We start from the raw sequence: 21602 nt of genomic DNA, 5'->3' as shown, positions 1-21602 counted from the left end.
ATGACTTCCGACGAGCGCCCCTTCTCCTTCCGCTCCGTCGCACTCGCCGCCTTCCTGCCGACGTTGCTCTTCTCGATCGGCGAGGGCGCGATCATCCCGATCATCCCGATCGCCGCGGGCAACCTCGGCGCGACCCTGGCGATGGCGGGCTTCATCGCGTCGATGCTCATGCTCGGCGAGCTGGCCGGCGACATCCCGAGCGGCTGGGTGGTCTCCCGGATCGGCGAGCGCACCGCCATGATCGGCGCCGCCGCTGTCGCGGTGGCGGGCGTGGTGGTCTGCCTGCTCTCACCGAACTACTGGGTGCTCATGGCCGGCATCTTCGTGGTCGGGCTCGCGACCGCCGTCTTCGCCCTCGCCCGGCACGCGTTCATGACGACGTACGTCCCCGTCCGCTACCGGGCGCGCGCCCTGTCCACGCTCGGCGGCATCTTCCGCGCGGGCTGGTTCATCGGCCCGCTGGTCGCCTCCGTGGTGATCGCGGCGACCGGTTCGACGCAGTCGGTGTTCTGGATCTTCATCGTGAGCTGCCTGGGCTCGGTCGTCGTCCTGCTGGTGCTCCCCGACCCCGAGCGGATGTTCGGCCCGGCGCCGACCAGTCCCGGCCACGGCGGCGAGCCGCTGACGGAGGGCGAGGAGGACGCCGACGAGCGCACCCGCGGGCTCTTCGCGACGATCTGGGCGTTCCGCGGCGTGCTCGCGCGGATGGGCTCCGGCATCTCCCTCGTCGCGGCCGTGCGGTCGGCGCGGACCGTGCTGATGCCGCTCTGGGCCGTCTCGATCGGACTGAGCGAGGCGAACACCGCCCTCATCATCGGCATCGCCGGCGCCGTCGACTTCGCCCTGTTCTACGCCAGCGGCCAGCTCATGGACCGGTTCGGCCGGATGTGGAGCGTCGTGCCCTCCATGCTGGGCCTCGGGATCGGCTTCCTCGTACTGTCGGTCAGCCACGACCTGCCGGGCGCGGTGGTCTGGTACATCGGCGTCTCGCTGTTCCTCGCGTTCGCGAACGGCATCGGCTCGGGCATCATCATGACGCTCGGGGCCGACCTGGCGCCGAAGGAGAGCCCCGCGGCGTTCCTCGGCGCCTGGCGGTTCACCGGCGACGCGGGCCAGGCGGTGGCGCCGCTCGTGGTCTCGCTGCTGACCGCGCTGGTTTCGATCGCGTTCGCGAGCGGGGTGATGGGCGTGCTCGGCCTGGTCGGCGCCGGGCTGCTCGCCCGCTTCATCCCGCGCTACATCCCGCGCCGGCCGCGGGTCGCGGACGGACCCGCGGAGGGGCTGCCGGAATAGCGTCGGGTCCCGTACCGTTCGATTCGTATGCATACGCATCGAGCAGGAGGACGGACATGGCCGCACGGCTGGAGATCGGGATCGACACGTTCGGCGACATCACGCTGGACGCCGACGGGAAGCCGCTGCCGCACGCACAGGTGCTGCGCAACGTCGTCGCGGAGGGCGTGGCGGCCGACCAGGCCGGGCTCGACTTCATCGGGATCGGCGAGCACCACCGCAAGGACTTCTCGGTAGCCGCCCCGGAGGTCGTGCTCGCGGCGATCGCGGGCCAGACAGAGCGCATCCACCTCGGCTCGGCGGTCACCGTGCTCAGTTCGGACGACCCGGTCCGGGTGTTCCAGCGCTTCGCGACCCTCGACGGCGTCTCCAACGGCCGGGCGGAGGTCATCCTCGGCCGCGGCTCGTTCATCGAGTCGTTCCCGCTCTTCGGCTTCGACCTCGGCCAGTACGAGGAGCTGTTCGACGAGAAGCTCGACCTGTTCGCCGCCGTCCGCCGGCAGGAGCCGGTGACCTGGAGCGGCACGCTGAGGCCGCCCCTCACCGAGCAGTCCGTCTATCCCCCGATCGAGCACGGTCTCCTGAAGACCTGGATCGGCGTCGGAGGCAGCCCGGAGTCCGTGGTCCGCGCCGCGCGCTACGGCCTCCCGCTCATGGTCGCGATCATCGGCGGCGGGCCGATGCGCTTCCAGCCGCTGACCCAGCTCTACCGCAACGCGCTGGAGCAGTTCGGCCAGGACACCGACCTCCCGATCGGCGTGCACTCCCCGGCTTCGTCGCCGAGACCGACCAGGAGGCCAAGGACCTGCTCTGGCCGCACTGGGAGGCCATGACGAACCGGATCGGCCGCGAGCGCGGCTGGCCGCCGGCGACCCGCGCGCGCTTCGAGCACGAGGCGGCGGAGGACGGCGCCCTCGTCGTCGGCTCGCCGGAGACGGTCGCGCAGAAGATCGCCTACGCCGCGCGCGGCCTCGGCCTCACCCGGTTCGACGTCAAGCTCAGCAACGGCACCCTCGGCCACGACCACCTCCTGCGGGCCATCGACCTGCTGGGCCGCGAGGTCGCGCCGCGCGTGGATGAGCTATTGTCGTAGCCGCGCGCAGCGCGACCGCGGGAGTGGTGAAACTGGCAGACACGCAGGATTTAGGTTCCTGTGCTTCACGGCGTGAGGGTTCGAGTCCCTTCTCCCGCACTTCATCGTCCATCCACGGGATGAACACCGGCCGCGTTCAGTGGGTCCACAGGGTGATCTTCGCCGGGAGTGCCCTGATTCGCACGGTTCGTGCAGGTTGCGCCCACTAAACTCGGGGCTGAATCCGCCACCCGAAACCCTGGAGACACGTGATCCATCACGCCGGCCTCATCCCCTGGCTCGACCCCAACACGATCATCGCCGCGGCCGGCCCGTGGGCGCTGCTCGTGGTGTGCGGCATCGTGTTCGCCGAGACGGGCCTCCTGGTCGGCTTCCTGCTGCCCGGCGACACCCTGCTGGTGATCTCCGGCCTGCTCACCCACACCTCGCGCGTCTTCGGCGTCGACATCTGGTGGGTGTGCCTGGCCATCTCGTTCGCGGCGTTCCTCGGCGGCGAGGTCGGTTACCTGATCGGGCACAAGGCCGGGCCGCGCGTGTTCGAACGCAAGGAGACCGGCCTGTTCAGCATGGAGAACGTGCGGCGCACCAACGCGTTCTTCGACCGGTTCGGCGCGCTCGCGGTCATCCTGGCGCGGTTCGTGCCGATCGTGCGCACCTTCGCCCCGGTCGCCGCGGGCGTCGGGCACATGAACTACAAGAAGTACTCGCTCTACAACGCGATCGGCGCCCTGCTCTGGGGCGCGGGGCTCACGCTGTTCGGCTACCTCATCGGGTACATCCCGCCGATCGCGAACTTCGTCACGCACTACATCGACCTGATCCTCATCGGCGCGGTGGTGATCACGCTCATCCCGACGCTGTTCCACTACTTCCAGTCGCTGCACAAGGCGAAGAAGAAGCGCCTGGAGGCGGAGGCCGGGGCCGACGTCGCCGAGCCGCGACCCACGCCCGACGCCTGACGCCTGACGTCGAGGGGCACGTAAGCGCCCCGAAAAGTGCGTCTTTGGGGCGTTTACGTGCCCCTCGTCTGCCGCTCAGCGGTGGAACTCGTCCTCGTGCGCGGCGTGCTCGGCCGGCTCCAGCTGGAACGTCGAGTGCTCCACGTCGAAGTGCTTCGCCAGGCAGCCGGAGAGCTCGTCCAGGAGGTCGCCGGTCGCCCCGGAGCGGAAGACGGCGGGCTCGACCACGACGTGCGCGGTGAACACTGGCGCGCCGGAGGTGATCGCCCAGACGTGCACATCGTGCACGGCCACGACGCCCTTCGTCCCCAAGATGTGGTCGCGGATCTCCGCGACGTCCGTGTCCGCGGGCGCCGCCTCGCTCAGCACGCGCACCACGTCGCGCAGCAGCAGCACCGCGCGCGGGACGATGAACGCGGCGATCAGCAGCGACGCGATGGCATCGGCGGGCGCGAAGCCGGTGAACATGATCACCAGCGCCGCGACGATGACGGTCAGCGAGCCGATCAGGTCGCCGAACACCTCCAGGTAGGCGCCGCGCATGTTGATCGAGTGATCGGCGGCGGGACGCAGCAGCAGCAGGGCGCCCAGGTTCGCGACCAGGCCGATGGCGGCGACCACGAGCATCGGGCCGGACTGGACCTCCGTCTCCCCCGACACGAGCCGGCCGATCGCCCCGACGGTCACGAACACCGCCACCACGACGAGGATCAGGCCGTTGATGAGCGCGCCGAAGACCTCCGCCCTGCGGTAGCCGAACGTCTGCCGGTCGGTCGCCGGGCGGGCCGCCACGATGGTGGCCATGAGCGCGACGACCAGGCCGGTCAGGTCGCTCAGCATGTGGCCGGCGTCGGCGAGCAACGCGAGCGAACCGCTCAGCCACGCGCCCACGACCTGGACGACGAGCACCGCGGCGACGATCCCGATGGCGATCAGGAGGCGGTTGCGGTTGGCCGAGTGGCCGTGGTCGTGGCTCATGGTTCTTCTACGGTATGTCGAAGTCGCCGCGGCGTGCCAGCGCACCGGCTAGATAGGAATGAGTGCCGTTCTCATTCTCACCGCGCGGCGCTCAGTGCGCGTCCGCGACCAGCTCCCGAAGGGCGGGAACGATGGCGGCGAAGGCCCGCGAGCGGTGGCTCTCGGCGTTCTTGACCTCCGGCCCGAGCTCCGCCGCGGTGCCCTCGTGCCCGTCCGGCACGAAGATCGGGTCGTAGCCGTGGCCGTGCTCGCCGCGCGCCTCGTGCGCGATCCGGCCGGGCCAGAGTCCCTCGACCACGGACTCCCGCCCGTCCGGCGACACCAGCGCCAGGGTCGCGGTGAAGTGCGCCGTGCGCGAGCCGTCCGGGAGGTCGGCGAGCTGGTCGAGCAGCAGCCGGAGGTTGGCCTCCGCGTCGCCGTGCCGCCCCGCCCAGCGCGCCGAGAAGATCCCCGGCGCGCCGCCCATCGCGTCCACGCAGATGCCGGAGTCGTCGGCCAGCGCGGGCAGGCCGGTGTGGGCGGCCGCGGCGCGCGCCTTGATGAGCGCGTTCGCCTCGAACGTCACGCCGTCCTCCACCGGCTCCGGTCCGTCGTAGCCGACGATCTCCAGGCCGGGGACGGCGTCGCCGAGGATCTGCTGGAACTCCCGGGCCTTGTGCCGGTTGTGGGTGGCGAGGACGACGCGGACCATCAGCCCTCGATGCCGAGAGCGGACGACTCCAGCGCCGCGCGCTGGACGGCGGCCAGCTCGGTCGTGCCGCCGAGCGCCAGGTCGAGGAGGGAGTTCAGCTCGCCGCGGTCGAAGGGCGCGCCCTCCGCCGTGCCCTGCACCTCCACGAACAGGCCGCGGCCGGTGACGACGACGTTCATGTCGGTCTCGGCGCGCACGTCCTCCACGTAGGCCAGGTCGAGCATCGGCGTGCCGTCGATGATGCCGACGGAGACCGCGGAGACCGAGTCGATCAGCGGGGTGGCCTTCTGGCCGATGAAGCGGTGCTCGCGGCCCCACTCCAGCGCGTCGGCGAGCGCGACGTAGGCGCCGGTGATCGCGGCCGTGCGGGTGCCGCCGTCGGCCTGGAGCACGTCGCAGTCGATCACGATCGTGTTCTCGCCCAGCGCCTTCATGTCGACCACCGCACGGAGGCTGCGGCCGATCAGGCGGCTGATCTCGTGGGTGCGGCCGCCGATCCGGCCCTTGACCGACTCCCGGTCCATGCGCTCGTTCGTGGAGCGCGGCAGCATGGCGTACTCGGCGGTGACCCAGCCCTTGCCCTTGCCGGTCATCCAGCGCGGCACGCCGTTCGTGAAGGAGGCCGTGCACAGCACGCGCGTGTTGCCGAACGAGACGAGCGCGGAGCCCTCCGCCTGCCGGCTCCAGCCGCGCTCGATCGTGACGGGCCGGAGCCCGTCGGGGGTGCGGCCATCGGCGCGGGTGATGTCGGTCACAGTTCTCTCCTCGGTCGGAAACGGTGGTCGTGGGTCAGAGCGGGAGGTCGATCACGCCGGTGTGCACCAGGTCGACGCGGAAGATCTCCGGGCCGATGAACCGGTGCGCGAGGCGCAGGAAGTAGTCGGTGTCGTCCCCGGTCGCCTCGTAGCGGATGCTGGGCGGGGTGGTCTCCGTGCGCTCCAGGCCGCGGCTGACGAGCGTGCGGTAGACGTCCTTGGCGGTCTCGGTGTCGCTGGAGACGAGGGAGACGCCCTCGCCCATGACGTACGAGATGGCCCCCTTGAGGAACGGGTAGTGCGTGCAGCCGAGCACCAGCGTGTCCACGTCGGCCTCGCGCAACGGCTGGAGGTACTCGGCGGTGACGCGCAGCACCTCCTCGCCGCTGGTGATCCCGGCCTCCACGAACTCCACGAAGCGCGGGCAGGCCTGCGTGAAGAGCTCCAGCGACGGCGCGGCGGCGAAGGCGTCCTCGTAGGCGCGGGATGAGATCGTGCCCGCCGTGCCGATGACGCCGACGCGGCCCGTCCTGGTGGCGGACACCGCACGGCGCACGGCCGGCTGGATGACCTCGATCACCGGCACGGAGTAGCGCTCGCGGGCGTCGCGCAGCATGGCGGAGGACGCGGTGTTGCAGGCGATCACGATCAGCTTGACGCCCTGATCGACCAGGAAGTCGAGGACCTCCAGGGAGTAGCGGCGCACATCCGCGATCGACTTCGGCCCGTACGGCGAGTGCGCGGTGTCGCCGACGTAGAGCAGCGACTCGTTCGGGAGCTGGTCGCGGATCGCCCGGGCGACGGTGAGCCCGCCGACCCCCGAGTCGAAGATCCCAATCGGCGCATCCGTCACAGCAGTCCAGCCTACCCGCCCGCGCCGTGGCTAAGGTGGAGCCGTGACCGAGTCCTCCGCGCTCCTGACCGACCGCTACGAGCTCACGATGCTCGACGCCGCACTGCTCGGGGGGACGCACGACCGCGAGAGCGTGTTCGAGGCGTTCACCCGCCATCTGCCCACCGGCCGGCGCTACGGCGTCATCGCGGGCACCGGGCGGCTGCTGGAGCTGATCGAGCGCTTCCGCTTCGGCGACGCCGAGCTGGAGTTCCTGCGCGACCACGACGTGGTGCGCCAGGAGACGCTGGACTGGCTCGCCGACTTCCGGTTCTCCGGCACCATCCGGGGCTACCGCGAGGGCGAGGTGTACTTCCCCGGCTCGCCGTTCCTGATCGTGGACGCGCCGTTCGCGGAGGGGTGATCCTGGAGACGCTCATCCTCAGCGTCTTCAACTACGACTCCGCCGTCGCCTCCGCCGCGGCCCGCATGGTCACCGCCGCCGCCGGGCGCCCGCTCGCCGAGATGGGCTCGCGCCGGGCCAACGAGCGCAGCGCCGTCGCGGCCGCGCGGGCCGCGTACATCGCGGGCTTCGGCGCGACCTCCAACCTGGAGGCCGGCCGAACGTGGGGAGTGCCGACCATGGGCACGGCGGCGCACGCGTTCACCCTGCTGCACGACAGCGAGGAGGACGCCTTCCGCGCGCAGGTCGCGGCGATGGGGCCCGGCACGACGCTGCTGGTCGACACCTTCGACGTGGAGCGCGCGATCGAGACGGCGGTGAAGGTCGCCGGCCCGGAGCTGGGCGCCGTCCGCCTCGACTCGGGCGACCTCCCGAAGCTCGTCCGCCAGGTGCGCGAGCAGCTCGACCGGCTCGGCGCGACCCGCACGCGCATCACCGTGACGAACGACCTGGACGAGTTCACCATCGCCGCGCTGTCGTCGTCGCCCGTCGACTCGTACGGCGTCGGGACGTCGGTCGTCACCGGCTCAGGGTCACCGGCCTCCGGGATGGTCTACAAGCTCGTCGCGCACCGCGGCGACGACGGCGCGTGGGTGCCGGTGGCCAAGAAGTCGGACGGCAAGCCGAGCATCCCCGGCCGCAAGCACCCGGTGCGCCGGCTCGACGCGTCGGGGCGCGCGGTCGCGGAGGTCGTCCACATCGTGGAGGCCGGCGACATCCCCGACGACACCGGCCGCGACCTCCTCGTCCCGCTGGTCACGGACGGCGAGCTGCACCGCGAGCACCTCGGCCCGGAGGGCACCGCCCGGGCGCGCGAGCACCGCGCGAGCGCGATGCGGGAACTGCCGGACGAGGCGTTCCGGCTCGGCAGGGGCGACCCGGTGCTGCCGACGATCTTCGGCTGAGCGGGCTACTCGTCCCGCAGCTTCTCGTAGATCTCCTTGCAGGTGGGGCAGACCGGGAACTTGTCCGGGTCGCGGCCAGGGGTCCACATCTTGCCGCAGAGCGCCTTGACGGGCTTGCCGGTCATCGCGGACTCCAGGATCTGCTCTTTCTTCACATAGTGCGAGAAGCGCTCGTGATCCCCCGGCTCGGAGTTCTGCGGGGTCTCCCGGACATCGGGCCGCTCCAGGGTGGAGGTGCCACCGCCTCCCGGCTCGCCGCCGGGTTCGAGGATGCTGGCGTCGTTCATCGTCCCAGTCTAGGCACGTCGCGCAGGCACGTCGCTCAGTCGTTGCGGTTGGCGAACGCCATCAGCTCCGGGCCGCGCTTGTCGAACGCCCGCGCGCCCGCCCACAGTCCGCCGCCGAGCGCGGCGAAGCCGACCAGCACCGACGCGATCGGCGAGATGCCGAGCCAGAACGGGTTGACGGTCAGGCCGAGGACGAGGAAGACGATCGCGGGCGACGCCAGGATGACGATCGCGAAGAAGCTGAACGCCTGGGCGAGGGCGGCCGACGCGCCGGAGTTCTGCGGCTGCATGAACGCGCTGTCGCCCGGCTTGGTCGCCGGGTACGGGAACAATGCGGAGAACGCGCTCGACAGGCCGAGTCCGATCACCAGGATGGACCCGCACAGCGCGGCGACCGCGGGCAGCACGGCCCAGTCGCCGTACACCGCCGCGGTCACGATCGAGCCCACCACGATGACCGGGATGCCGATGAGCACCGGCGGGAACATCCTCCCGAGCCGGTCCGCGATGCCGCGCGTTCCCGACACCAGGTGCAGCCAGACCGCCGTGCTGTCGAACGCGACGTCGTTGTGGATGGTCCAGCCGAGGAACAGGCAGACCAGCGGCAGCGGCACCAGCGAGGCGAAGTGGATCGGGAGGCCGCCGAGCGCGAGCGCCACGACCACGAACACCGGGATGACCGGGACCACCACGAGGGCGACCCAGTAGCGCGCGTCCCTCCCCCAGTAGGTCATCGAGCGCGCGGCGATCGCGGCGGTCGGGCCGCCGGGGAGCCGGGCGAACCAGCCGAGGCCGTGGTGGTCGCGCACGCGCTCCTCCCGCTCCGGCGCGACGAGCACCAGCGCGACGAGGGTGCGCCAGACCAGCCAGAGCACGCCGACGGTCGCGACGGCGATCAGGAACTGCACGAACGCCGCTCCCCGTCGCCCTCGGCCGCGGCGCCCGGCATGCTCCAGACCGCGCCGAGCGGCGTCCACTGCAGCCAGCCGGCGAAGCCGTTCAGCGTGCCGAGGCCGTCGCGGCCCCAGTCGACGGTGAGCAGCAGGATCAGCACGGGGGCGATCAGGACCAGGGCGAGGATCGCCATGACCCCGCCGGCCTCCTTCGAGCGGCGCGGCGGGACCAGGAGCGACGCGAGCGCCGTCGAGATCCGCGAGGCGAGAACGCAGGTGGGCACGACGATCAGCGCCGACAGCACGGCGAGCACGGCCGCGCCGGGGTCGCGGGACCAGGTGACGACCGTGCCCAGCGAGCAGACGAACAGCACGAGGGCGGGGACGCCGACCAGCGCGGCGAGGGCGAGGCCGCGGGCGAGCTCCCGCTCCGGGATGCCGAACAGCGCGAACTTGCGCGGGTCGAGCGCGTCGTCCACGCCGAACAGCAGTGGAAGCAGGAGGAAGCCGGCGACGACGATCGAGCCGACGACCGTGAGCACCCCGTGCACGTCGGCGACGTCCGGCGCGAGGCGCGCCGCCACCAGGGCGCCGAACACCAGCACGATCGTCAGGATGCCGTACCCGAGCGCCAGCACCAGGCCGGCCACCTGCCAGGGGCTGCGCCGGAAGGAGTTGCCCAGGAGCCTGAGCCTCAGTCCGAGAAGCTGTGCAACCACTCCATGCCCTCCGCCGCCTTGCGTCCGCCCGCCAGGTCGACGAACCGCTCCTCCAGGGTCTGCTCTCCGCGCACCTCGTCGATGGTCCCGGCCGCGAGCACCTGGCCGCGGACGATGATGGCGACGCTGTCGCAGACCCGCTCGATCATGTCCATGCCGTGGCTGGAGAGCACGACGGTGCCGCCCGCCGCGGTGTAGCGCTGCAGGATGTCCACGACGTTCGCGGCGGAGACCGGGTCGACGGACTCGAAGGGCTCGTCCAGCACCAGCAGGCGCGGCGAGTGGATCATCGCGGCCGCGAGCGCGATCTTCTTGGTCATGCCCGCCGAGTAGTCGGCGACCAGCCGGTCGAGGGCGTCGGCGATGCCGAAGGCGTTCGCGAGGTCGGCGGTGCGCGCGTGGACCGTCTTGGCGGACAGCCCGCGCAGCGTGCCGGCGTAGTGCAGGAACTGCGCGCCGGTGAGGCGGTCGAACAGGCGCAGCTTGTCGGGGAGCACCCCGATGACGTGCTTGGCGCGCACCGGCTCGGTCCAGGCGTCGACGCCGTGCACCACGATGCGGCCCTCGTCGGGACGCAGCAATCCGGTGATCATCGACAGTGTCGTGGTCTTGCCGGCGCCGTTCGGGCCGACGATGCCGTAGAAGGAGCCCTCGCGCACATCCAGCGACACGCCGTCCACGGCGACGATCGAGCCGTAGCGCTTGCTGAGCCCGTGGACGGTGAGCACGCTCGGCCGCGTGTCGACGGCCGGCGCCGGACGGACCGGCTCAGGAGGCTCGGCGGGTGCGGCGACCGCGGGGACCGTCTCGACCACGGCCTTCACCGTGCGCGGCTTCGTCGTCTTCGCGGCGGTCGCGCGCTTGCGCGGCGTCGGCGTGCGCGTGCTCGACCCCGCCGCGGCGGCGGCCGTCTTGGGCTGTGCCCGCTTGGCCGCGGGGCGCGCGGAGGGCGCCGCCTGCTCCGGCTCGGACTGCGCGATCTCGGACATCCGCTCCCCCTCGTGGTCCCCCTGGATTCGGGCGCGCCGGATTCCGGATCGGTGCTGCTGCCGGGTCGCGCGCGCTCGAAACTCACCACGCAACCGTACCAAGACAGAACCGCTTGCGTACCCCCGACGGGTGACCTCGCAGTCCCGGCCTCAGGCTTCTCAGACTGCCTAGGAAAGTCCTGTGAGGAACATAACGACCGCACAACGACCCACGTCAACCCCTGCCCCCGGATGAGGGTCGCCGGTATTCTGGTGCAGGCATGAAGGCGTGTCGAAACACGTAAAGCGTGAATGAACTCCCGGTGACATCCCGGGGGTGGCGGGCGCCGAAGCCCCGCAGCATCACACCCACACGGGGTTCGCGCGGATTCAAGGAGAAGATTGTGACGACCCAGGTAGTGATCCTCGCGGCGGGCATGGGCAGCCGGCTCGGCCGGAGCCTCCCCAAGCCGCTGACCGAGCTGAACGACGGCCGCACCATCATGCAGCAGCAGTTCGACAACATCCACGCCGCGTTCGGCAAGGACGTCACGGTGACGATCGTCGTCGGCTACAAGCTCGAGCACATCATCGAGGCGTTCCCGGACGCCGAGTTCGTCTACAACGAGCAGTACGACCAGACCAACACCTCCAAGAGCCTCATGCGCGCCCTGCAGGCCTCCGGCCCCGGCGGCGTGCTCTGGATGAACGGCGACGTGGTCTTCGACCCGGCCGTCCTCGTCCGCGGCGCCGCGATGGTGGCCCGCGACCAGACCTTCGTGACCGTCAACACCTCGTCGGTCGCCGACGAGGAGGTCAAGTACACCACCGGCCCCGAGGGCTACATCCACGAGCTGTCCAAGACCGTCAAGGGTGGCCTGGGCGAGGCCGTCGGCATCAACTACATCTCCAGCAAGGACAAGGCCGCCCTGCTGCGCCAGCTCCAGCGCGTCGCCGACCAGGACTACTTCGAGCGCGGCATCGAGCTCGCGATCGAGCAGGACCGCCTGCTGGCCGAGCCGGTCGACATCTCCGACCTGTACGCCGTCGAGGTGGACTTCCAGGAGGACCTGGAGCGCGCGAATCTTTTCGTATAGTCGAAGGGCCGCGTGACGCGAACACGCAGCCTGCGATCAATACGATAGGTTCCCGTGACCACTACCTCCGCCGATCTGCGCCCCGCGCAGCGGACGCGCTCCGCCCGGTACCGCCACTCCCTGTGGCTGCTGACGGTGCGCGACCTGCGCGTCCGCTACTCGACCAGCGCGCTGGGCTACCTGTGGTCGATCCTCGATCCGCTCGTCATGAGCGCGATCTACTGGTTCGTCTTCACGGTGATCTTCCACCGCAACGTCGGTGAGAACCCCTACATCGTCTTCCTGCTCGCGGCGCTGCTGCCGTGGATGTGGTTCAACGGCGCTGTGTCGGACAGCACACGGGCGTTCATCCGCGAGGCGAAGCTGATCCGCTCCACGATGATCCCCCGCACGATCTGGGTGAACCGCATCGTCACCGCCAAGGGGATCGAGTTCCTGCTCTCGCTGCCCGTGCTCGCCATCTTCGCGATCGTGACCGGCGCGAAGGTGAACGTCGACATCCTGCTCTTCCCGCTGGCCGTCCTCATCCAGGTGGTCCTCACGGTCGGCGTCGGACTGATCGTCGCGCCGCTCGTGGTGTTCTTCCGCGACCTGGAGCGCGCCGTGAAGCTCGCGCTGCGGTTCCTCTTCTATGCGTCGCCGATCATCTACAGCGCGCGCGACCTCCCGGGCGGCTGCGGCCCGGGAGTGGCCGCCAAGCACTGCGCCGCGTACGTCGCCGCGAACCCGGGAACCCAGACCGAGACGCTGTTCTCCCTCCACTTCTGGTCGGCGTTCAACCCGCTCACCGGCATCTTCAGCCTCTACCGGTCGGCGTTCTTCCCCGAGGAGCTGGACTGGTACCTGGTCATCGTCGCCGCGCTGATGTCGTTGCTCCTGCTCGGGATCGGCTGGCTCGTGTTCAAGCGCTTCGAGCGCGACGTCCTCAAGGAGATCTAGGTGTCAGCCGTCATCGACGTCACCGGCCTCGGCGTACGGTTCAAGCGCAACCGCGGCGCGCGTCGCTCGTTCAAGGACCTGTTCGCCGGGCGCACGCGCCGCGCCCGTCCTGACGACTTCTGGCCGCTGCGGAACGTGTCGTTCCGCGTCGCGCCGGGTGAGGCGATCGGCGTGGTGGGCCGCAACGGCCAGGGCAAGTCCACCCTGCTGAAGCTCGTCGCCGGCGTGCTGCTGCCCGACGAGGGCACGGTGAAGGTCACCGAGGGCGTCGCTCCCCTCATCGAGATCACCGGCGGCTTCGTGGACGACCTCACCGTGCGCGACAACGTCTACCTCACGGCCGGGCTGCACGGGATGACCAGGCCGCAGATCGACGCGCGGTTCGACGAGATCATCGCGTTCGCCGAGATCGGCGACTTCGTGGACACTCCGTACAAGCACCTCTCCAGCGGCATGAAGGTCCGGATCGCGTTCGCGGTGATCGCGCAGCTCGAGGAGCCCGTGCTGCTGGTGGACGAGGTGCTCGCGGTGGGCGACCGGGGTTTCCGGGAGAAGTGCTACGCGAAGATCGAGGAGCTCCTCGCCAGCGGCCGCACCCTCTTCTTCGTCTCGCACAACGAGAAGGACCTGCGCCGGTTCTGCGCCCGCGGGCTCTACCTCGACAAGGGCCGCCTGGTCCTGGACGGCCCGATCGACGAGGTGCTCGACCTCTACAACCAGGATTACGGGGCGTAGAAAACTCCTGGTCGTAACGGGTTTCTGGCCGGGATGAATGTCCTCCACGGAAAAGAATTCGCACGAGTTATCCCCAAAAGTGGTCTGTAGGCCCGATTTCGGCGCTGGGGCGTCGGAGGGGTCATTAACTTGGTCCGCATGAGACACGTTCGGAACCTTCGCAACCCACTCGCCCCACTCCGCGACACGCACTACGCGTATCGCGTCCCCTGGACCGTCGATCGCAGCGGCGCGCCCCACTTCCGCCTCGTCAACACCAGCGCCGAGGAGCTCCGCGGCGTCACCGTGAGCATCGCGGGCAGCTCGTCCGTGCGGGTGAGCTCACCGTCGTGCATCCGGCCGGGTGAGGCCGTGCGCGCCAGCCTCAGCGGCAGCGACGACCCCGCCCGCGACACGCTGCTGGTCGTGCGCTGGTTCCCGCCGGATGGGCATGAGTACCTCTGGCAGGTCAGCTTCTGAGGTGCAGGCATTTTCCGAACTCCGGGCCTCAGGCTCGAATGACAGAGTGTCGAGCGCTCTGGCTCCGGAATCGGCAACCGGATAGGCATGAGGCATGAAACATGCGACGATCCCTGCCGCCTCTGCGCCGCAGCCGGCCGCGCCGTGTGCGCGGTCGGCCGCGGCTGCAGGCATGCATTTTCGGAACTCCTGGCCTCCGGCACCAATGACGCCGGGGCGAGCGCTCTGGTTCCGGAATCGGCAACCGGATAGGCAGGGAGCATGAAACAACCGCCTTCTCCTGCCGCGATCCACTTCGGAGCCAAGGTACGAAACGCCCGAATCGCCCTCGGCCTCAGCCAGGAGAGCATCGCCGAACTCGCCCAGATGCACGTCACCAACTACGGCAAGATCGAGCGCGGCCTCGCCAACCCCAGCCTCGTCACCATGCTGCGGATCGCCAGCGTCCTCGGCACCGACATCGCACTCCTGACCCAAGGCCTGTCGCGGGACGACCTGCCCGCCGAGTTCGACGTGCTGTCGGCGGACGAGTTCCTGCGGGAGCGCGACAGACGACGCTGAGGGGTCGACCGCGTCGCCGGCCTGGTCGCAGCGGCGTGGAGGCATACACTCGGTAAAGATGACCAAGCGACCCGAGCCCATCGTCTCCCCGACCGGCGGTCCGCCCCGCGGTGGCGACACCCCGCGCGCCGTCGACAACACCCTCGACCGCTACCTCGGCATCCAGCGCCCTGTGGTCCTCGCACACCTGCGCGGGCTGCGGCGGCGGTTCCCCGATGCGACGGCCGGCGAGCTCGCCGCCATCCTCGAACGGCGGTATCTCGCGGCGGTCACCACCGGCGGCGCGGCGGTCGGCGCCACCGCGGTCATCCCCGCGATCGGCACGGGCGTGACCCTGGCCCTCTCCGGGCTGGAGACCGCCGCGTTCCTGGAGGCCACCGCGCTGTACGCTCAGTCGCTCAGCGAGCTGCACGGCATCGCGGTGGAGGACCCGGCGCGTGCACGTGCCCTCGTCCTCACCATGATGCTCGGCCGCGAGGGCTCCGACCTGGTGCGCCAGCTCGCCGCACAGGTGGCCGGCAACGGGGTGACCCGCACGGCGTACTGGGGCGAGCTCGTCACGACCACGCTGCCGTCGATGGTCGTCGGGCCCCTGGTCGACCGGCTGCGGAACGTCTTCATCCGGCAGTTCGCAGTGCGCGGCGGGGCGTCGATCGTCGCCAGGGCGATCCCGTTCGGCATCGGCGCGGTCGTCGGCGGGACCGGCAACCACATCCTCGGCCGGCGCGTGGTGACCAACTCACGGCTGGCCTTCGGGGCGGCGCCGCTCGTCATCCCGGAGGCGCTGACGCCCGCGGACGGGCCGGGAGCCGTGCGGCGCTTCGGCGCGAGCACCGGACGGCGTGTGGTGCAGGCGGGGGCGGTGCTGCGCGGCGCGATTCCGACGCGTGCCCTGCGACGCGGCGCGAAGGACGTGCAGGCGGTGGGACCGGGGGCAGCCGAAGGTCAGGCCGCCATCGAGGCCGCGCCGGCACAACCCGAGCGCTAAACGACCGGCGGCCGCCCGGCTGCGGTCATCCGCAGCACCGTGCGCCAGCGGATCGGCCTGCGCTCGCCCGGGTCGGTGCTCCAGCCCTCGCGCCAGCCGCCGAACCACGCGCGCAGGACGTCCGGCTTGCGGAACCAGCGCAGGAGCTGGATGCCCGTCCACGAGCCCACGTAGAGCGGGACCAGCACCGCGGGCAGGTTGCGGCGGGCAAGCCACACGCGGTTGCGGGCGTTCAGCCGGTAGTAGTACGAGTGGCGGGTGGGCGAGACGGCCGGGTGCTCGGCGACCAGGTCGCCCGCGTACCAGACGCGCTTGCCCTGGTCCCAGACGCGCCAGGAGAGCTCGATGCCCTCGTGGGCGTAGAAGAACGGGTCGGCCCAGCCGCCCGCGCGCTCGAACACCTCGCGCGGGAGCACGATCACGGCCTCCAGCACCGAGAACACCGCCGACGACTGCTCCGGGTCGCCCTTGCGTATCCGCGGGATCCACCGGCGCGGGGACGGCTTGCCGTCGCGCGCCCGCAGCCGGGGCTGGATCATCCCGATGCCGGGGTCGCTGCGCAGCAGCCCGATCGCGTCGTGCAGGAAGCCGGGCGACGGGATGTCGGCGTCGTCGTCAAGGAACAGCAGGTACTCCCCCGCCACCTGCGGAACGCCCCGGTTGCGCCCGGCCGGAATGCCGAGGTTCTCCGGCAGCGCCAGCGTCGCCACCCCGGCCGGCAGCGGCGGGTCGGACGTCGCCGGGTCCCAGCCGTTGCCGACCACGACGACGTCGGTGGTCACGCCGTCCTGGGCGAGGACGGACCGCACGCCGCGCAGCAGGTCGTCCGGCCGCGTGCCCTGCGTGAGCACGACGACGCCGACCGTGGGGTCAGCCACGGACCCGTTTGGAGGACATGATCGCCACGAAGTGCCCGATCGCCGCCAGCAGCGCCAGCGGGACCAGGATCGACAGCAGGATGCGGTCGGCGAGCGGCGAGCCGATGAACAGGCCGACGATCGAGAAGACGAAGATCAGGATGGTCAGCTCGACCGAGTGGTACATCCGGTGGAACGGCAGGAACTTGGCGGCCTTGCGCAGTGTGGCGACGACGCCGTGGGTCGGCGCATAGGCGGCCTCCGTGTCGGCCAGCTTCGGCAGGCCAGCGCTGGCCCGCGCCACGCGCACCATGTCGTTGAGCGCCTTGTTGAGCACGATGATGAGGGCGAGCAGTGTGCCGAGGTTCGTCCAGAGGTAGTCCTGCGGCGCCTCGAAGGGGAAGCCGGCGGCGCGGACGCCGAGCGCGATCGCGATCAGCGTCTCCGTCGTGTAGTGGCCGACGTTGTCCAGGAACATCCCGGCCGGGGACGACGTGTTCCGCCAGCGCGCCACCTCGCCGTCGCAGCAGTCCACCAGCATCTGCAGCTGGCCGAGGACGAGCGCCAGCGCCGCGCCGCCGATCCCCGGGATGAGGAGGCTGGCCGCGGTCGCCCAGCCGGTCAGGATCATCAGCCCGGTCACGCCGTTGGCCGAGATGGAGGTCTTGAGCAGGAACCAGGTGAGGTACGGCGACAGGTTGCGCAGGTACAGCGACGCGGTCCAGTGCTCGGCGTTGCGGCGCCCGCGCACCTCGGGCGGCTGCGCCACGGCCTTGAGCTCGGCGATCGACGTTGGCCGCGCTCCGTGCGCCGCCGGTCCCGCTGCTGACATGCCTACCTTCCGGTGTGTGCGGTGATGTTCCGCGTGAGCGACAGGTATCCGAGGATGAACCCGGTGCCCCAGCTGAAATGGATGCACGGCAAGACTACGAGAAACCAGAGGAACGACGAAAAGCCGTCGCGCCGTCCCCAGACGAACGCGGACGCCACCACGATGACCAGGTAGGCGGCGGGGATCGCGAACGCCCAGAGCAGCCACGGGGTCGCGCCGAGCAGCGCCTGCAGCACACCGCCGAGGCCGAGCAGCACCCCGAGCGCGACGCCGAGCACCATCACCGGCGGGGCGAAGTAGCGCACGCCGTTGGAGGCCGGGAAGCGCCGCGCGAGCTCGCCGCGCCAGATGCCGGTCGAGAAGAACTGCCGGGCGAGCCGGTACAGGTTGGGGCGCGGCCGGTAGACCACGCGCAGGCGCGGCGTGAACCAGACGGTCCCTCCCGCCTGCCGGATGCGCCGGTTGAGCTCCCAGTCCTGGCCGCGCTTGATCTCCTCGTCGAAGAGACCGACCTCCAGGAGCCGGTCGCGGCGGAACACGCCGAGGTACACCGTCTCGGCGGGGCCGGCCGCGCCGCCGACGTGGAGCTTGGTGCCGCCGAGCCCGATCCGGCTGCCGTAGGCCCGGGCGACCGCGCGCTCGAACGACGTGGTGCCCTGGGCGTCCATGAGGCCGCCGACGTTGTCGGCGCCGGTCTCCTGGATGGCCTCCACCGCGATGCGGGCGTAGTCCGGAGGCAGGACGCTGTGCGCGTCGACACGGATCACGACCGGGTACTGCGAGGAGCGGATCGCCAGGTTCAGGCCCGCCGGGGTCGAGCCCACGTCGTTGTCGACGACGCGGATGCGGGAGTCGACGGAGGCGAGCTCCGCGACCAGCTCCGTGGTGCCGTCGATGCTGGGGCCGAGGGCGATGGTGACCTCGAACGGACCGGTGTAGTCCTGCGCCAGCAGGCTGTCGACCGCCGCCCGCACGTGGGTCGCCTCGTTGAGGACGGGCATCACGTAGGACACACCGGGGAGGGTGTTCACGTTGTCGTCCGGCATCTGATCCATTCGTCGTTCGGGTCGCGCCGAGCTTATCAGCCGGCGCCTGGGCGACCCGTCGGCGCCGGGACGCGCGGAAGGCCGCCCCGCGGTGCGGGACGGCCTTCCGGCAGGGTCCGGGTCAGTTCGCCGGGAGCGAGCCCAGGGTGACCGAGGTGGTCTTGGACTGGCCGCCCCGGATGTAGGTCAGGTCGGCCTTGGCTCCGGCCGGGAGCGCCCGGACCTGAGCGGTCAGGTCGGTCGCGTCCGTGATCGGGAGGCCGTTGAAGTTGACCACGATGTCGCCGGCCTGGAGGCCAGCGCTCGCCGCCGCTCCGCCGGAGGTGACCGACTTGATCGACGCGCCGACGGTGGTCGCCTTGCTGTCCTGCGCGGCGTCGCCGACCGAGGCCCCGAGGAGGCCGTGGGTCGCCTTGCCGTTCTTGATGAGCTCGTCGGAGACGCGCTTGGCCAGGTTGGACGGGATCGAGAAGCCGACGCCGATGCTGCCCGACTGGCTGCCGGAGGAGCTGCTGCCGCCCGCGCTCGCGATCGCGACGTTGATGCCGATCAGCTCGCCCTTGCTGTTGAGCAGGGCGCCGCCCGAGTTGCCGGGGTTGATCGACGCGTCGGTCTGGATGACCGGGAGCGAGATCGTGCCTTGGGCGCCGCTCTGCGACGAGCCGCCGCCCTGGTTCGGGAAGTCGAAGTTGAACGGGTTCTGCGAGCTGCCGTCGCCGCTGCCGCCTCCGTTCGACCCGTCGCTGGACTTCGGCGCCGCGGAGGACGCGATGCTGATCGACCGGTTCAGCGCGCTCACGATGCCGTCGGTGACGGTGCCGGAGAGGCCGAGCGGGGCGCCGATCGCGACCGTGGTGTCGCCCACGTTCAGCTTGCTGGAGTCGGCCCAGTTCATCGGGGTCATCCCGCTGGCGCCGTCGAGCTTGATGACCGCGAGGTCGGTGGTCGGGTCGGTGCCGACGATCTTGGCGGTGTAGATCTTGCCGTTGTTGTCGGTGACGCTGACGCTCACGTTGGACGCGGCGCCGTCGAGGGTGACGACGTGCGTGTTGGTGAGGATGTAGCCGTCCGAGCTGAGCACGACGCCGGAGCCGGTGCCGCCCTCGCTGGAGGCGCTGACGGAGATGGTGACGACGCTGGGCGACGCCTTGGCGGCGACCGCGGTCACCGTCGTGGCGTTGTTCGTGTCGTTGACGGTGATGTTCTGCGGGCCGGAGACCGTCTTGATCGTCGCGTTGCTGCCGGTGGCCGAGTAGAGGCCGATCCCGGCGCCGGCGCCGGCGATGCCGCCGATGAGCGCGCCGATGGCGAGCGTGGCGATGATGAGGCCGGTGTTGCGCTTGCGGGGCGCCTTCTCACCGGTGCCCGGCGCGGCGGCGTAAGGCTGCTGCGCTCCGGGCTGCTGGGCGTAGGGCTGCTGGGCTCCGGGCTGCTGGGCGTAGGGAGCCTGCGCGTAGGCGTGCGGCTGGCCGAACGAGCCGTTGCCGTAGTTGGGCTGCGGCTGCGGCTGCTGTGCGCCCGCAGGCTGGCCGTAGGGCTGCTGGGGGGCGACCGGCTGGGTCGGCTGGGTGTGGTTGGCGACGGGGATGGGTCCCTGCTGCGCGGTCGGCTGCTGCGCGGTCGGCTGCTGCGCCGTGGGCTGCTGCGCGGTCGGCTGCTCGGCGGTCGGCTGCTGCGCCGGGGGCTGAGCGGCGGCCGGAGCGGTCCAGCCGTGGTCTGCTGCCGGAGCGGCCGGCTGCTGCGCGGCCTGCTCGGCTGCCGGGGCAGCGGGCTGCTCCGCGGCCGGGGCCGGAGCCGCAGCGGGGGTCTCGGCGGGACGAGCCGCGCCGGCATCCACGACCGCGTCGGCGTCGGCGTCGTTCTGGGGCTTCGCGGGCTCCGGGGTGATCGGGGTGTCGGTCATGGTGTGGTGCTCCTTCCAAGCACTAGACAGCTTGGGATGCCAACCTGAGCGTTCTATTTGCGGGTCCTGTGGGCGACCTTCCGCCTCCCGATGACTCCTCCCAACGTAACGAATGGATGCGGTGGGAGCGAGGCCCTAGGTTGGATCCATGACGGTTTCCGGCGCATGGAGGGCCGCCGCGCGCGGCGCGGGACTGCTGGGCGCGGACGGCGTCGTCCGCCCCACGATCTTCGCCGAGATGAGCGCCCTCGCAGTGCGCACCGGCGCGATCAACCTCGGACAGGGCTTCCCCGACGAGGACGGCCCCGCCGTCGTGCTCGACGCTGCGGTCGACGCCATCCGGAGCGGCGCGAACCAGTACCCGCCGGGCATCGGCGTCCCGGAGCTGCGGCACGCCGTCGCCGATCACCAGCGGCGGTTCTACGGGCTGGAGGTCGACCCCGACCGCGAGGTGCTGGTCACCGCCGGCGCGACGGAGGGCATCGCCGCGACGCTGCTCGCGCTGCTCGAGCCGGGCGACGAGGTCGTCACGTTCGAGCCGTTCTACGACGAGTACGGCGCCGTGATCTCCCTCGCCGGCGGCGTGCACCGCACCGTCCCGCTGGAGCCCCCCGCGTTCCGGCCGGACCTCGACCGGCTGCGCGCGACGGTGACCGACCGCACCCGGGTCATCCTGGTCAACACGCCGCACAATCCCACCGGAGCGGTCCTCGACCGGGAGACGCTGACGACGGTCGTGGAGCTCGCCCACCGGCACGACGCGATCGTCGTCACGGACGAGGTCTACGAGCACCTGGCCTTCGGGCCGCAGCACATCCCGGTCGCGACGCTGCCCGGCGGCTGGGAGCGGACCGTCACCATCTCCTCCGGCGGCAAGACCTTCAACACGACCGGCTGGAAGGTGGGCTGGCTGACCGCGCCCGCGGAGCTCGTGACGGCGATCCTGGCCGTGAAGCAGTTCCTCACCTACGTGAACGGCGCGCCGTTCCAGCCGGCGATGGCCGCCGGGCTCGCGCTCCCCGACGCGTTCTTCACCGGGATCGCCGCCGCCCTCGCGCACAAGCGCGACGTCCTGTCGGCGGGATTGCGGGCGGCCGGGTTCGACGTGCACCGCAGCGACGGCACCTACTTCGTCGTCGCGGACGCCGCGCCGCTCGGGCATCCCGACGCGGTCGAGCTCTGCCGCCGGTTGCCCGAGCTCGCCGGGGTGGTCGCCGTTCCGCTGTCCGCCTTCTGCCGCGACGACTACGCGCAGCGGACCGCGTCGCTGGTGCGGTTCGCGTTCTGCAAGCGCGTCGAGGTGCTGGAGGAGGCCGCGTCCCGCCTGGCCGCGCTGGGCGGCTGACCGC

General features: G+C 71.1%; 21 protein-coding genes, 1 tRNA gene and 2 pseudogenes. 12 read left to right on the top strand and 12 right to left on the bottom strand.

Annotated elements, in window-relative coordinates:
* From ACQ86L_RS21175 to ACQ86L_RS21160, 4 genes and pseudogenes are all read left to right on the top strand, one after another.
* Entirely contained in the window at nt 1-1293 is a 1293-nt protein-coding gene (locus ACQ86L_RS21175; protein WP_434317136.1) for an MFS transporter, read from the top strand.
* Between the two features lie 56 nt (nt 1294-1349).
* Nucleotides 1350-2386, top strand: a pseudogene (locus ACQ86L_RS21170) (LLM class flavin-dependent oxidoreductase).
* 17 nt (nt 2387-2403) lie between these two features.
* Nucleotides 2404-2485: transfer RNA gene (locus tag ACQ86L_RS21165), tRNA-Leu, on the top strand.
* Between the two features lie 149 nt (nt 2486-2634).
* Entirely contained in the window at nt 2635-3345 is a 711-nt protein-coding gene (locus ACQ86L_RS21160; protein WP_434317135.1) for a DedA family protein, read from the top strand.
* Between the two features lie 75 nt (nt 3346-3420).
* On the opposite strand, the gene ACQ86L_RS21155 is transcribed toward ACQ86L_RS21160, so the two are convergent.
* The 4 genes from ACQ86L_RS21155 to murI all read right to left on the bottom strand — a co-directional run bounded on the left by ACQ86L_RS21155 (nt 3421) and on the right by murI (nt 6622).
* Entirely contained in the window at nt 3421-4323 is a 903-nt protein-coding gene (locus ACQ86L_RS21155; RefSeq protein WP_434317134.1) for a cation diffusion facilitator family transporter, read from the bottom strand.
* Nucleotides 4324-4414: 91 nt separating this feature from the next.
* The gene (gene rdgB, locus ACQ86L_RS21150) at nt 4415-5014 is read right to left on the bottom strand and encodes an RdgB/HAM1 family non-canonical purine NTP pyrophosphatase (RefSeq protein WP_434317133.1); all 600 of its coding nucleotides are present in this window, start codon (nt 5012-5014) and stop codon (nt 4415-4417) included.
* Entirely contained in the window at nt 5014-5769 is a 756-nt protein-coding gene (gene rph / locus ACQ86L_RS21145; RefSeq protein ID WP_434317132.1) for a ribonuclease PH, read from the bottom strand. Before rph ends, rdgB begins: the two co-directional genes overlap by 1 nt.
* A 34-nt stretch (nt 5770-5803) precedes the next feature.
* Nucleotides 5804-6622 carry a glutamate racemase gene (gene murI / locus ACQ86L_RS21140; RefSeq protein ID WP_434317131.1) on the bottom strand — a complete coding sequence of 273 codons (819 nt, stop codon included), beginning with the start codon at nt 6620-6622 and terminating at the stop codon, nt 5804-5806.
* 43 nt (nt 6623-6665) lie between these two features.
* On the opposite strand from murI, the pseudogene ACQ86L_RS21135 reads away from it, so the two are divergent.
* Nucleotides 6666-7969 (top strand): annotated as a pseudogene (locus ACQ86L_RS21135) (nicotinate phosphoribosyltransferase).
* A 5-nt stretch (nt 7970-7974) separates the two neighbouring features.
* Here ACQ86L_RS21135 and ACQ86L_RS21130 read toward each other — a convergent pair.
* Genes ACQ86L_RS21130 through ACQ86L_RS21115 form a run of 4 tightly spaced genes read right to left on the bottom strand, consistent with a single transcriptional unit; the run spans nt 7975 to nt 10857 of the window.
* Nucleotides 7975-8256, bottom strand: coding sequence for a DUF3039 domain-containing protein (locus ACQ86L_RS21130; protein WP_370057043.1), 282 nt, complete (start codon nt 8254-8256; stop codon nt 7975-7977).
* Nucleotides 8257-8291: 35 nt separating this feature from the next.
* The gene (locus ACQ86L_RS21125; protein WP_434317130.1) at nt 8292-9164 is read right to left on the bottom strand and encodes a hypothetical protein; all 873 of its coding nucleotides are present in this window, start codon (nt 9162-9164) and stop codon (nt 8292-8294) included.
* Entirely contained in the window at nt 9152-9868 is a 717-nt protein-coding gene (locus tag ACQ86L_RS21120) for a hypothetical protein (RefSeq protein WP_434317129.1), read from the bottom strand. Before ACQ86L_RS21120 ends, ACQ86L_RS21125 begins: the two co-directional genes overlap by 13 nt.
* Nucleotides 9844-10857 carry an ABC transporter ATP-binding protein gene (locus ACQ86L_RS21115; RefSeq protein WP_434317128.1) on the bottom strand — a complete coding sequence of 338 codons (1014 nt, stop codon included), beginning with the start codon at nt 10855-10857 and terminating at the stop codon, nt 9844-9846. Before ACQ86L_RS21115 ends, ACQ86L_RS21120 begins: the two co-directional genes overlap by 25 nt.
* 383 nt (nt 10858-11240) lie before the next feature.
* Between ACQ86L_RS21115 and ACQ86L_RS21110 the strand changes: the two genes are divergently transcribed.
* The 6 genes from ACQ86L_RS21110 to ACQ86L_RS21085 all read left to right on the top strand — a co-directional run bounded on the left by ACQ86L_RS21110 (nt 11241) and on the right by ACQ86L_RS21085 (nt 15615).
* Nucleotides 11241-11933, top strand: coding sequence for a phosphocholine cytidylyltransferase family protein (locus ACQ86L_RS21110; RefSeq protein WP_345839495.1), 693 nt, complete (start codon nt 11241-11243; stop codon nt 11931-11933).
* A gap of 54 nt (nt 11934-11987) precedes the next feature.
* Nucleotides 11988-12872: an ABC transporter permease gene (locus ACQ86L_RS21105; RefSeq protein ID WP_434317127.1), complete on the top strand. Its 885-nt coding sequence runs from the start codon at nt 11988-11990 to the stop codon at nt 12870-12872.
* Complete coding sequence (locus ACQ86L_RS21100) at nt 12873-13607, top strand: ABC transporter ATP-binding protein (protein WP_434317126.1); 735 nt, start codon at nt 12873-12875, stop codon at nt 13605-13607.
* 138 nt (nt 13608-13745) lie between these two features.
* Nucleotides 13746-14066, top strand: a complete 321-nt coding sequence (locus tag ACQ86L_RS21095) for a hypothetical protein (protein WP_345839497.1) — start codon at nt 13746-13748, stop codon at nt 14064-14066.
* A 261-nt stretch (nt 14067-14327) separates the two neighbouring features.
* Nucleotides 14328-14627, top strand: coding sequence for a helix-turn-helix domain-containing protein (locus tag ACQ86L_RS21090; RefSeq protein ID WP_434317125.1), 300 nt, complete (start codon nt 14328-14330; stop codon nt 14625-14627).
* Between the two features lie 58 nt (nt 14628-14685).
* The gene (locus ACQ86L_RS21085; protein ID WP_434317124.1) at nt 14686-15615 is read left to right on the top strand and encodes a hypothetical protein; all 930 of its coding nucleotides are present in this window, start codon (nt 14686-14688) and stop codon (nt 15613-15615) included.
* Here the strand turns inward: ACQ86L_RS21085 and ACQ86L_RS21080 are convergent.
* The 4 genes from ACQ86L_RS21080 to ACQ86L_RS21065 all read right to left on the bottom strand — a co-directional run bounded on the left by ACQ86L_RS21080 (nt 15612) and on the right by ACQ86L_RS21065 (nt 20253).
* Nucleotides 15612-16493: a glycosyltransferase family 2 protein gene (locus ACQ86L_RS21080; protein WP_434317123.1), complete on the bottom strand. Its 882-nt coding sequence runs from the start codon at nt 16491-16493 to the stop codon at nt 15612-15614. The genes ACQ86L_RS21085 and ACQ86L_RS21080 overlap by 4 nt on opposite strands.
* Complete coding sequence (locus ACQ86L_RS21075; RefSeq protein WP_434317122.1) at nt 16486-17304, bottom strand: CDP-alcohol phosphatidyltransferase family protein; 819 nt, start codon at nt 17302-17304, stop codon at nt 16486-16488. Before ACQ86L_RS21075 ends, ACQ86L_RS21080 begins: the two co-directional genes overlap by 8 nt.
* 2 nt (nt 17305-17306) lie before the next feature.
* Nucleotides 17307-18350, bottom strand: coding sequence for a glycosyltransferase family 2 protein (locus ACQ86L_RS21070; RefSeq protein ID WP_434317121.1), 1044 nt, complete (start codon nt 18348-18350; stop codon nt 17307-17309).
* Nucleotides 18351-18471: 121 nt separating this feature from the next.
* Nucleotides 18472-20253 (bottom strand): trypsin-like peptidase domain-containing protein, encoded by a 1782-nt coding sequence (locus ACQ86L_RS21065; RefSeq protein WP_434317120.1) that lies wholly within the window; start codon nt 20251-20253, stop codon nt 18472-18474.
* Nucleotides 20254-20401: 148 nt separating this feature from the next.
* Here ACQ86L_RS21065 and ACQ86L_RS21060 point away from each other — a divergent pair, with 148 nt between their 5' ends.
* Nucleotides 20402-21598: a pyridoxal phosphate-dependent aminotransferase gene (locus tag ACQ86L_RS21060; RefSeq protein WP_434317119.1), complete on the top strand. Its 1197-nt coding sequence runs from the start codon at nt 20402-20404 to the stop codon at nt 21596-21598.
* Nucleotides 21599-21602: the final 4 nt, after the last annotated feature.

The organism is Leifsonia sp. P73 (genome assembly GCF_051059105.1).
GTDB lineage: Bacteria > Actinomycetota > Actinomycetes > Actinomycetales > Microbacteriaceae > Leifsonia.
Note: the sequence above shows the minus strand (reverse complement) of the source record. Positions and strands in the feature narration are given on the sequence as shown.

Excerpts from the sequence above, each read along its gene's own strand:
- ACQ86L_RS21075 (WP_434317122.1), bottom strand. The coding sequence starts at position 17,304 with ATGTCAGCAGCGGGACCGGCGGCGCACGGAGCGCGGCCAACGTCGATC.
- ACQ86L_RS21115 (WP_434317128.1), bottom strand. The coding sequence starts at position 10,857 with ATGTCCGAGATCGCGCAGTCCGAGCCGGAGCAGGCGGCGCCCTCCGCG.
- ACQ86L_RS21095 (WP_345839497.1), top strand. The coding sequence starts at position 13,746 with ATGAGACACGTTCGGAACCTTCGCAACCCACTCGCCCCACTCCGCGAC.
- ACQ86L_RS21085 (WP_434317124.1), top strand. The coding sequence starts at position 14,686 with ATGACCAAGCGACCCGAGCCCATCGTCTCCCCGACCGGCGGTCCGCCC.
- ACQ86L_RS21070 (WP_434317121.1), bottom strand. The coding sequence starts at position 18,350 with ATGCCGGACGACAACGTGAACACCCTCCCCGGTGTGTCCTACGTGATG.
- ACQ86L_RS21130 (WP_370057043.1), bottom strand. The coding sequence starts at position 8,256 with ATGAACGACGCCAGCATCCTCGAACCCGGCGGCGAGCCGGGAGGCGGT.
- ACQ86L_RS21065 (WP_434317120.1), bottom strand. The coding sequence starts at position 20,253 with ATGACCGACACCCCGATCACCCCGGAGCCCGCGAAGCCCCAGAACGAC.
- ACQ86L_RS21060 (WP_434317119.1), top strand. The coding sequence starts at position 20,402 with ATGACGGTTTCCGGCGCATGGAGGGCCGCCGCGCGCGGCGCGGGACTG.
- ACQ86L_RS21175 (WP_434317136.1), top strand. The coding sequence starts at position 1 with ATGACTTCCGACGAGCGCCCCTTCTCCTTCCGCTCCGTCGCACTCGCC.
- ACQ86L_RS21090 (WP_434317125.1), top strand. The coding sequence starts at position 14,328 with ATGAAACAACCGCCTTCTCCTGCCGCGATCCACTTCGGAGCCAAGGTA.
- ACQ86L_RS21155 (WP_434317134.1), bottom strand. The coding sequence starts at position 4,323 with ATGAGCCACGACCACGGCCACTCGGCCAACCGCAACCGCCTCCTGATC.
- rdgB (WP_434317133.1), bottom strand. The coding sequence starts at position 5,014 with ATGGTCCGCGTCGTCCTCGCCACCCACAACCGGCACAAGGCCCGGGAG.